General features: G+C 63.8%; 8 protein-coding genes and 1 pseudogene. 4 read left to right on the top strand and 5 right to left on the bottom strand.

The window, feature by feature from the left end:
* Window positions 1-164: 164 nt before the first annotated feature.
* The 3 genes from IWX65_RS16570 (at window position 165) to pth (ending at window position 2,440) form a co-directional block, all read left to right on the top strand.
* Complete coding sequence (locus IWX65_RS16570; protein ID WP_196884632.1) at window positions 165-914, top strand: acetyltransferase; 750 nt, start codon at window positions 165-167, stop codon at window positions 912-914.
* Window positions 915-1,190: 276 nt separating this feature from the next.
* Window positions 1,191-1,838, top strand: a complete 648-nt coding sequence (locus tag IWX65_RS16565) for a 50S ribosomal protein L25/general stress protein Ctc (RefSeq protein WP_196884630.1) — start codon at window positions 1,191-1,193, stop codon at window positions 1,836-1,838.
* Between the two features lie 14 nt (window positions 1,839-1,852).
* On the top strand, window positions 1,853-2,440 hold the full coding sequence (pth, locus tag IWX65_RS16560; protein ID WP_196884628.1) for an aminoacyl-tRNA hydrolase: 588 nt from the start codon (window positions 1,853-1,855) through the stop codon (window positions 2,438-2,440).
* A 54-nt stretch (window positions 2,441-2,494) separates the two neighbouring features.
* On the opposite strand, the gene IWX65_RS18135 is transcribed toward pth, so the two are convergent.
* The 5 genes and pseudogenes from IWX65_RS18135 to IWX65_RS16540 form a co-directional block, all read right to left on the bottom strand.
* The gene (locus IWX65_RS18135) at window positions 2,495-3,046 is read right to left on the bottom strand and encodes a TOBE domain-containing protein (protein ID WP_442859214.1); all 552 of its coding nucleotides are present in this window, start codon (window positions 3,044-3,046) and stop codon (window positions 2,495-2,497) included.
* A 48-nt stretch (window positions 3,047-3,094) separates the two neighbouring features.
* Window positions 3,095-3,529: pseudogene (locus IWX65_RS18130) on the bottom strand (ATP-binding cassette domain-containing protein); the annotation flags it as partial.
* A gap of 44 nt (window positions 3,530-3,573) precedes the next feature.
* Window positions 3,574-4,395 carry an ABC transporter permease gene (locus IWX65_RS16550; protein ID WP_196884624.1) on the bottom strand — a complete coding sequence of 274 codons (822 nt, stop codon included), beginning with the start codon at window positions 4,393-4,395 and terminating at the stop codon, window positions 3,574-3,576.
* Window positions 4,396-4,399: 4 nt separating this feature from the next.
* Entirely contained in the window at window positions 4,400-5,152 is a 753-nt protein-coding gene (modA, locus tag IWX65_RS16545) for a molybdate ABC transporter substrate-binding protein (protein ID WP_196884623.1), read from the bottom strand.
* A complete protein-coding gene (locus IWX65_RS16540) occupies window positions 5,149-5,571 on the bottom strand; it encodes a TOBE domain-containing protein (RefSeq protein WP_196884621.1) in 423 nt (140 codons plus the stop codon). Before IWX65_RS16540 ends, modA begins: the two co-directional genes overlap by 4 nt.
* A 170-nt stretch (window positions 5,572-5,741) precedes the next feature.
* On the opposite strand from IWX65_RS16540, the gene IWX65_RS16535 reads away from it, so the two are divergent.
* Window positions 5,742-10,590 (top strand): peroxidase family protein (locus IWX65_RS16535; RefSeq protein ID WP_334683955.1); only part of this gene is annotated, 4,849 nt, incomplete at its 3' end.

Raw genomic sequence — 10,590 nt, 5'->3', positions numbered from 1 at the left:
AGAACTTCCATCATCGGAAGGCCTCGACCTCTATCTCGTCACCGACGCGCCCGCCCCGGCTACACCCCGCCTGCACTCTCGTTTGCGATGAGCCGATTAACATCGCTGCAATGACCTCATCTGAGCCACATCTCTTTCGCCCTCGACTGAAAAGAAGGCAAACTGTGGCTCCGCTTCTCCTCATCTCAGCCTGTGGCCTGGCCCGGGAAATCATCGCAATTATGCGTGAGACCAATTACCCGAATGAAGTGATTGGGATTCTCGACGACAACCCCGATTTCCAGGGCCGCGAATTGGACGGTGTACCTGTCGTCGGGAAACTTGAGGCTGCCTCCCGCCACCCCATGGCAAAGTTTCTTGTCTGCACAGGGGGGAGCGCCGGCCGCGAAAACGCTGTTCGGCGTCTGACCCGAGCGGGGATCACCGGTGACCGATATGTCAGTTTCATCGATCCGAGTGTCACTGTTCCTGCCGGCTCCCGCATCGGTGACGGAAGCATCGTCCTTGCCAATGTGGTGATGACGACTGCGGTTACTGTCGGCGATCACGCAGTCGTGATGCCCCGTGTGACGCTGGCATATGACAACGTGATCGGTGATTTCGCGATCCTGGCGGCCGGAGCAGCACTCGGTGGGCAGGTGACAGTGGACTCCGGGGCATATCTGGGAATGAATTCGAGTATCCGTCGGGGAGTTACGGTCGGGTCCCGTTCAAGTATCGGGTTGGGAGCTGCGGTACTGGAGGACGTCCCAGCAGGTGAAAAGTGGGGCGGAGTGCCGGCTGCCCGGCTGTCCGTTCGCCCTGTCCGGACGGCGGCGGGGGACTCGAGTCCTGAGCATACGGCCAGCGCGCGCACCCCAAAATCGGCATTCGAACGGTTGACGTTGTCGGCCGGTCTCCTGGCTCTGCAGTGAAGGCGAACCTCCGGGAGGCGGGGCTGTTGCTGCTTCATCTCCACCGGCGGGGGCCGTCGTCTTGTCCTGCGGGTTTCCCACGGAACGTGTTGTACGATTGGAGGCGATGCCTAGGCGAGGGAGCAGCCCGGAGAGATTTCGGGGCGAACTCCGTGATCGACGGTGGCTAGCGACAGTATGTTTCTAGACAACTCCTCCACGAGCGTGTTTCCCCGCCCGGCAACGTCCATGCAAAGCCCGCTCTTCGCGGCCATTGCCCAGCGTTCAAGGAGAACCATGTCAGAGCAGAGAATCGCAGCAGTAGTACGCACCGAATTCGGTAAGGGCGCGGCCCGCCAGGCCCGCCGCGCCAACATGATCCCCGCCGTGATCTATGGTCACGGCGAGGAAGCCCTCCACATCCTGCTGCCGAGCAAGGCGACGACGCTCGCCGTCCGCACCGCCAACGCCCTGCTGACGATCGACATCGACGGCGACGAGCACCTGGCCCTTGCCAAGGATGTCCAGCGGAACACGCTCAAGCGGATTGTGGAACACATCGACCTCCTGACCGTGCGAAGGGGCGAGAAGGTCGAGGTCGACGTCGCCATCCACATCGAAGGCGAGCCCGCCCCTGAGGTTGTGGCCAACCTTGAGCACAACACCGTGCTGGTGGAGGCAGAGGCAACGCACCTGCCCGAAACCCTCACCGTCAACATCGAAGGCCGAGGCGTCGGCGAGCACATCCACGCCTCCGACATCGTTCTGCCCGCGGGCACCACGCTGCTCATCGATCCCGAGACGCTGATCGTCAACCTCGCCGCGCCGACCGTTCAGGATCTCGGAGAGTCGGATGCCACCGACGTCGACACCGAAGCGGTCTCCGAGGGTGCCACGGCCGCCGGCGCCTCCGACAAGACCATCTCAGACGCTGACGAAAGCTAGTCCGGGCAGCTTCTGTGCCTAGCGATGCATGGCTCGTAGCCGGGCTCGGGAACCCCGGGCCCGGCTACGCCAACAACCGCCACAACGTCGGCCAGATGGTGCTCGATGTGCTCGCTGCACGCCTCGGCGGCCGCTTCAAGTCCTCCAAGGCACAGGCAGTTGCCTTCGAGGGACGGATGGGTATCGGTGGTCCCCGCCTGGTGCTCACCAAACCTCTCACCTATATGAACCTCACAGGCGGCCCGGTGTCGGCGCTTGCAAGGTTCCATGACATCGCGCCCGACCAGGTCATCGCCGTGCATGACGAGATAGACATTCCCTTCAACACGGTAAAGCTCAAGTTCGGTGGTGGCGAGGGCGGTCACAACGGGTTGCGTGACCTTAGCCGGGCGTTGGGCACCAAGGACTACTACCGGGTGCGTGTGGGCGTGGGTCGGCCTCCCGGACGCCAGGATGCCGCTGACTACGTCCTGAAGGATTTCGGCAGCGCGGAGAAGAAGGAGCTCGCCTTCCTCCTGGAGGACGGTGCCGACGCAGTGGAGGCCCTGATCCTTGAAGGGCTGGTTGAAGCGCAGCAGAAGTTCCATTCAGCGCTGAAGTAGGGAACGGTCAGCAGGAGGGCAGACGCTTGCAGCAACTGCCTGCGGCGTCGGCGGCTAAGGGTGACCCGGCTCGGAAAGCGAGGCTGCGCGGCGTGGATAGACGGTGACGTCGGCGGCGTCGAAGGAGAACCACACGGAGTTCCCTGGCGCAAGGTCGAGGTCGGCTGCTGCAGCAGGAGTGATATCGGCCGCGAAGTCCCCCGCGCGGACCCGGACGAGGCCGCGGTGTGGCTCGACATCCAGGACGACGCCGGGAAGGTTCGTGACGTCGGCGGCCGCAGGCTGGACAAGGGACACCCGGACTGCGGAGGGACGTACCGCCGCGACAACTTCCGCGTGCAGGGGGATGCCCGACGTCGTGGTCGCGATATCGTTCCCGGAATCGGTACGGACTCCCCGGGCGGTCAGCACGCCGGAGAGGACGTTGAGTCCCGCGAGATCGGCGGTGAAGCGGCTCTGCGGTCTCTCGAGCACTTCCCGCGTAAGCCCCTGCTCGACGATTTTTCCGGCATCGAGAACCACCACTCGATCAGCCAGTGTGAAGGCGTCGAGGATGTCGTGGGTGACGATAACCGCAGTCTGCTCCCGAAGCACGCGCTTGAGCATCCTGCGCAGCGCCGGGGCAACCGAGACATCGAGTGCCGCCATCGGTTCGTCGAGCAGCAGGAGGGTGGGTTCCGACGCCAGTGCGCGGGCCACGGCGACACGCTGCGCCTGGCCGCCGGAGAGCTCCGCGGGCATCCTGTCCATCAGATCCAGGGCCTCCACCTCCCGCAGCCAGCTCCGTGCACGCGCCCGGGCTTCGGCCTTGCGGACTCCCGCGCTGCGCGGCCCGAAGGCGACATTCTCCAGAACGCTCAGATGGGGAAACAGCAGGGGATCCTGGGCAAGCAGTGACACGCCCCGGGCTGCAGGAGGGGTGAAGGTGGACCGCCCCCCGGGGACCACCTCGAACAGCACACTGCCGTTGAGGTCCGATTTGCCGGCGTCGGGTTGCAACAGGCCCGCGATCGCCGAAAGCAGGGTCGATTTCCCGGCGCCGTTCGGCCCCAGGACAGCAAGTGTCTCGCCGGATTCGATCGCCAGCGACACCGAGAAACCGCGGAGGGACACAGTTGCGTCGAACTGGAGCGTCACGAGTCAGCGCTCCCGCGGGCGCCCGCCGCACCTGGCCGGTGGGCGAGGCCGACCACGATGACCGCGACGATGACCAGCACGAGGGACAGCGCGACTGCGGTGTCAGGATCCGTCTCCCGTTGCAGGTAGATCTCCAGGGGCAGCGTGCGGGTGGAACCCTGAAGGCTTCCGGCGAACGTCAGGGTTGCGCCGAACTCCCCGAGGGCCCTGGCGAACGAGAGGATTGCACCCGAAAAAAGCGCGGGAAGCACGAGGGGAATAGTCACTCGGCGCAGCACCGTCGTGGGGCGTGCCCCGAGGGTGGCTGCCACGGCTTCATAACGCGTGCCCACCGTCCGCAATGCACCTTCGAGACTCAGTACCAGGAAGGGCACGGCCACGAACGTCTGGGCGAGGACCACGGCGGTCGTGGAGAACGCGATGTCGATGCCGAGGAACTCGAGGGTTCCGCCGAGGAGCCCGCGCCTGCCGAAGGTGTAGAGCAACGCCAGTCCGCCGACCACAGGTGGCAGGACCAGAGGCAGTAACACGAGCGAGCGAAGCAGTTTCTGGCCACGGAACGCGGTGCGGGCCAGCACCAGCGCCATCGGGACACCGAAGAAAACGCAGAGCAGCGTGGCCGCGGCGGATGTACGCAGACTCAACCACAGGGCAGCCAAGGACGACTCGGAAGTGATGAGTGAGAGAAACTCTGCCCAGTCGACACGGAGAACCATCGCAGCCAGCGGCAGCACCACGATCAGCGCTCCGGCAAGGGCCACCGCCAGAATCCAGCGCGGAAGGCCGATAAAGGGGGAAGGAGGGGCCACTGCAGACATCGGGCTAGGGTGCGCCGAAGCCGGCGGCCTCGAGGACTGTCCGGCCCGCATCACCGGTGACGTAGGTGACGAAGGTGCGCGCGGCTTCCTTCTCCTCGGTATCCGCGAGGACTGCGAGCGGGTAGGTGCTGAGGACGTCAGCGGATTCCGGGACGGTGATGCCCTCAACGGCATCTCCGGCAGCGAGAACGTCAGTGGCGTAGACCAGTCCGGCGTCCGCTTCTCCGGAGGTGACCTTGCCCAGGACATCCGTCACTGAGGATTCCTTGCTGACCGGGGACAGGGAGACGCCGATCAGTTCTCCAAGGGCCGCGGTCGCCGCGCCGCAGGGAACCCGCTCTGCGCACACGACAGTCTTGACGGCGTCATCGGCGAGATCGGCGAACGATGTGATGGACGCGGGATTTCCTGGCGGCACGGCGATCTCGAGGTGGTTGGTCGCAAAGACCACCGGTTCGCCCTGAAGCAACGATGCCTCACTCAACCCGACCATGCTCCTGGTGTCAGCCGATGCGAAGACGTCGGCTGGCGCGCCCTCCAGAAGCTGGGTTGCGAGGTCTGACGAGCCGGCAAAGCTCAGTTCCACGGCGGTGTCGGGGTTCTGGGCTTCATAGGCGTCGGCGAGCTCGGTGAATGGCGCACGCAGGGACGCGGCGGCGAACACGGTCACCGAAGTATCGTCCGCGGACTGCCCTGCACAGGCCGAGAGCAGGAGCGGCAGTGCCAGAGAGGCAACGACCACGGCGTTACGGCTCATTTCTCTGTCTTTCTACTCTGGGCGACTGCCGGCGTCTCGACCAGAACAGTCGTGGCCTTGACGACCGCCACGGCCACTGATCCCGGTTCGAGCCCTAGGTCCCGTACAGCTTCACTACTCATCAAGGACACCACCCGGTACGGTCCGCATTGGATCTCGACCTGCGCCATGACCTTATCAAGGATGACGCCGGTGACGATGCCCACGAACCGGTTGCGGGCGGACCTTCCGATTCCCGACGGATCCTCCGGGACGACTGCGTTGTCGCGTGCCAGGTGGGCCAGCTCGAGCCCGTCCACCACAGTGCGGCCCGAGGAGTCCCTCTCACTCAGGAGCACGCCGTTGTCGATCCACCGCCGCACGGTGTCGTCAGACACGCTCAGGTATTGCGCGGCGTCCCGGATCCGTATTTGAGTCACAAAGACTATTTTATAACCTCAACTGCGACTTCGGGGCTCGTTGCCGGGTGAGTTAAGTGCGGTGTCGTCCAACGGCTGACCCGTCCCAAGTTTTTCCGAAGGCGGCTGCTCCACGATTGAGCCAGCCGGCGCTTTTCGGGGGTGGCCGGGAAATCATGAGGAGAGCAGCCATGTTCAAGCAATACCGCACGGATCATGGAAGAGACGGCGATTCGCGCCGTCAACATCGGAGAAGCATTCCGACACGATTGACGGCGGGACTGGTGGCAATGGTGCTCGGTGCCGGTGTGCTGCCGGCAGTCCTCGCCCCGGCGGTTCTGGCTGCTCCCGTGGGTCAGGGGCTCACCCTGAACGCAGGGGACATGCGCTTCATCCTGAAGCAGATCAAGATCGCCGAGAACAACGCCACCAAGGAAGACGCCCTCGGCAACCCGGTTCCCGGCGCGCCGCTGCTCGGTAGTGGAGCCAACCAGGTCGCCAACCCGCTGCTGCCGTACGGCCTTCGCACAGTGGACGGCTCGGACAACAACCTCATCGCGGGCCAGGAGAAGTTCGGCTCCACCAGCCTCCCTTTTCCCCGGCTGGCAGCACCCCAGTGGCGCAACGCTCCGAACGGGCAACCCTATAAGTCGGTCAATACCACTATCTCCGATGGCACCGCGCGGTTCATCAGCAACGTGATCGTGGACCAGACCGACACCAATCCCGCAGCCATCGCCGCTGCGAGCCGCGCCCACCGGACGGTGAACGACGAACCGACCGCCATACCCTGCACCAGCCCGGGAGTCCCGGAGAACTGTGTGGAAAAGGGTGAAACGCTTGACATTCCGAATGTCACCACCGATTTCGGCCTGTCCCCGCCCTACAACGGGATGTTCGCCCTGTTCGGTCAGTTCTTCGACCACGGCGTGGATTCCACCAGGAAGTCCAAGAGCATGGTCATGATGCCGCTCGCCGCGGACGATCCCCTCTTTGTGCCTGGTGGCCGAACGAACTTCATGGTGCTGAGCCGCGCTGAGAACCAGCCGGGCCCCGACGGAACCCTGGGGACCGCTGATGACGTCCAGGACGGCACCAATACGAATTCCCCTTGGGTAGACCAGAGCCAGACCTATTCGTCGCACCCCGCCCACCAGGTCTTCCTGCGCGAGTACTCACTGGCAGAAGGCAAACCCGTATCGACCGGCGAACTGCTCGAAGGTGTCGAAGGCGTACCTGCGACCGCCACCGATCCTGGCACTCCCGGGGGCATGGCGACGTGGCAGGACGTCAAGGAGCAGGCGGCTACGCTCCTCGGTCTTGAACTCTCGGACGCCGACATCGGGAACATCCCGATGATCGCCACCGACCAGTACGGACGTTTCCTCCGTGGTCCGAGCGGGCTTCCGCAGTACATCAAGCAGGACAAGACGCTGGTTGAAGGCAACCTCACGACCCCGGTGCCAGTCCCCGCAGATGTGCAGCGCATCAACATCGCCTTTCTCGACGACATCGCCCACACCGCCTCGCCGTTCAATTCCCAGACGGGGGCACTGCTCCTGGCGGATGGCGATACAGCTGTCAACCCGGTCAACGGCCCGCCGGCGACCACCTACGACGACGAGATGCTGGACCAGCACTTCATCGCAGGCGACGGGCGCGTCAATGAGAACGTCGGACTCACGGCGATCCACCAGGTGTTCCACTCCGAGCACAATCGGCTGGTGACCTACATGGAGGAGCTTCTCACCTCCCTGAACCTCGACCTGAACGAGTGGAAGCTCGCGGATGGAACCTGGAACGGTGAACGCCTCTTCCAGGCAGCGCGGTTCGTCACCGAAATGGAATACCAGCACCTCGTTTTCGAGGAGTTCGCGCGGAAGATCCAGCCGGGTATCAACCCGTTCAACGTCTTCACGCAGGCCGACACCGGCATCGACCCCGCCGTCAAGGCGGAGTTCGCGCATGCGACCTACCGGTTCGGCCACTCCATGCTGACCGAGGACATCGATCGGAAAACGAATACCGGTGTGGACATCGGGATGCCGCTCCTCGAAGGTTTCCTCAACCCCCCCGCCTACTACGCCAACGGCGGCACGACGATGTCTCCGGCAGCGGCCGCGGGCAGTATCGCCATGGGCATGACCGACCAGGTAGGCGCCGAACTCGATGAATTCGTCACTGACACCCTGCGCAACAACGTGCTGGGACTCCCCTTGGACCTCGCGGCCCTCAACTTGGCACGCGGGCATGACACCGGAGTTCCTTCGCTCAACAACTTCCGCAGCCAGCTCTACACGAGTACCGGCGATTCATCCCTGAAGCCGTATACCAGCTGGGTGGATTTCGGCCAGGCGTTGAAGCACCCCGACTCCGTGGTCAACTTCATGGCCGCCTATGGACAGCACCCGAGTATCAAGGGCGCAGCGTCCATTGACGGCAAGCGTGCAGCAGCTCAGCTGCTGTTCGACATGAATCCGGATTCGACAGCAGGAACACCGTCCGATGCATATGACTTCGTCAACAGCACCGGTACCTGGGCCGCCACTGAGTCAGGGCTGAACGACGTCGACCTGTGGGTCGGCGGTCTCGCCGAGATGCAGAACCTCTTCGGTGGCCTCCTGGGATCCACGTTCAACTACATCTTCGAGCGCCAGATGACCGACCTCCAGGACGGCGACCGGTTGTACTACCTGTCCCGCACCTCCGGCCTGAACCTGCGCACCGAACTCGAGGGCAACTCCTTCGCCGAACTCATCATGAGGAACACCGATGCATCAGCCCTCAAGGCCGAGGTCTTCGGTGTGGCGGATTGTGAGTTCGAGATGGCAAACATCGTCGCCACGTCGGGCAACAGCGTGGCAGACGACCCCGCCTCAGCCTGTAACGAATCCGCGCTGCTTCTTCGGATGGCTGACGGGACCATCCGGTACCGCGTCAGCAACTCCATCGACCGTCCGGGCCTCAACGCCCAGTCCACCTTCAATGGCACGGCCGGCACCGACCGCATCTGGGGCGGAATCGACAACGATACGTTCTGGGGCAACGACGGCAGTGACATTCTCGAGGGCTCGGACGGCGCTGACACGGTCCTTGGAGGCAAGGGCAATGACCGCATCACCGACTCCCATGGCGATGACGTCCTGAAGGGTGGTCCCGACAACGATGCAATCGATGCCGGACCGGGCCTCGACATCATCATGTCCGGCGACGGCGCTGACTTCTCCAACGGCGGACTCAACGGGAACGAGCACTTCGCCGGTGAAGGCGACGATCTCGTGATCGCTGGCGACGGGCCTGACGCAGTGTTCGGTGGCGGCGGGAACGACTGGGTCGAAGGCGGCAACGCTAACGACCTCCTGCAGGGTGACAGCGGCGCACCGTTCTTCGACGACATCAACAATCCGGGCCATGACGTCCTGATCGGTGACTCCGGTGAAGATGATTACGACGCCGAGGGCGGCGACGACGTCATGGTTGCCGGCCCGGGTATCGAACGCAACCACGGCGTGTACGGCTTCGACTGGGTCACCCACGCTCGGTCGATCGAACGCGGGGACTCCGACATGCGGATGCTGGTGGTGGAGGGCCCCAACGCTCTCCGTGACCGGTTCCTGCTGGTCGAGGGGCTGTCCGGCTGGGACCAGAACGACGTGCTTCGCGGCACTGATGTCGCCCCTGCCGACGAGGACGTCGAGCTGAACGCTCCGGCGTTGACCAACATCCTCGATGCTGAGGGTATTGGACGTATCAGCGGGCTCAGTGAACTCCTGCCGACAGAGGCAACAAGCTTCGGAGCCGGCAATATCATCATCGGTGGTTCCGGAAGTGACGAGATCTGGGGCAACGGCGCCGATGACATCATCGACGGCGACAAATGGCTGAACGTACGCCTGAGCGTTCGCGACGACGCCAACGTGGAGACCCGCACCGCCAACTCCCTCACGGAGATCCAGGCTGACATCATGGCCGGCCTCACCGATCCCGGCAAGACGGAGATCGTTCGCGAGATCCTCTCGAGCCCGGGAACAACCGACGTAGACACCGCGATGTTCTCCGGAGCACGGGCTGAATACACCATCACCAAAGCCGGCGCGATCACCACGGTGACGCACACCGGTGGAACAGCAGAGGATGGCACTGACACCATCACCAATGTGGAGCTGCTCAAGTTCACAGATGCAACAGTCGAGGTTTCGACTCTCGCATCAGGTGAGCCGACGAACGCAGCACCGACTGTCACGACGCGGACGCCCGCAGCAGATGCTGTCGGAGTAGCAGGAAACTCCGACATCACTGCATCGTTCAGTGAGGTGGTGACAGGGGTCAGCGGCACCACGATGACGCTGACCGATCCCGCCGGTACGGTGGTGCCCGGTGCTGTGACATATGACGCGGTCACGGGGGTTGCTACTTTGGACCCGACTGCTGATCTGGCTGCGAACACCGTGTACACGGTGAACCTGACCGAGGGAATCATCGACGCCGGAAGTGTCGCCCTGGCTCCGGTGAGCTGGAGCTTCACCACCGCGGCAGCGGTAGTGCCGGTGAATCCGGCACCGACAGTGACGTCACAGGCGCCTGCAGCTGATGCTGTGGGAGTAGGGTTCACCTTCAACGTCAGTGCGGGATTCAGTGAACCAGTGACCGGGGTGAGCACTACCACGATGCGGCTCACCAACCCCGCAGGTGGAACGGTGTCCGCGGCGGTCACGTATAACGCCGCGACCCGCGTGGCCACTCTGGACCCGGCGTTCGGCCTCGCGTCGAACTCCCGGTACACGGTGACGCTGACTTCGGGTATCCGGGACACCTTCGGCGTGGCCTTGGCACCGGTTACCTGGACCTTCACCACAGGGGCCGCAAGTCCAGTTGCCATTGCGACTCCGCTAATCTCGGCAGTTGCGCCCCGTACACCGATACTCGGTGCTGCCAGTGGAGCCGTGATTTGTGGGTTGAAGAATGGTGGGTGTTATCAGAAGTTCCAGGGTGGTGACATTCTTTGGTCGCCGGCCACGGGTGCTCATCCGACGTATGGCG

The sequence above is a fragment of the Arthrobacter sp. CAN_A214 genome, assembly GCF_015751955.1.
Classification (GTDB): Bacteria; Actinomycetota; Actinomycetes; order Actinomycetales; family Micrococcaceae; genus Arthrobacter_D.
This window is presented reverse-complemented; position numbering and strand designations above follow the sequence as displayed.

Bases quoted from the DNA above. Each gene is read 5' to 3' on its own strand.
- IWX65_RS16565 (WP_196884630.1), top strand. From the start codon at position 1,191: ATGTCAGAGCAGAGAATCGCAGCAGTAGTACGCACCGAATTCGGTAAG.
- IWX65_RS18135 (WP_442859214.1), bottom strand. From the start codon at position 3,046: ATGCTCAAGCGCGTGCTTCGGGAGCAGACTGCGGTTATCGTCACCCAC.
- IWX65_RS16550 (WP_196884624.1), bottom strand. From the start codon at position 4,395: ATGTCTGCAGTGGCCCCTCCTTCCCCCTTTATCGGCCTTCCGCGCTGG.
- modA (WP_196884623.1), bottom strand. From the start codon at position 5,152: ATGAGCCGTAACGCCGTGGTCGTTGCCTCTCTGGCACTGCCGCTCCTG.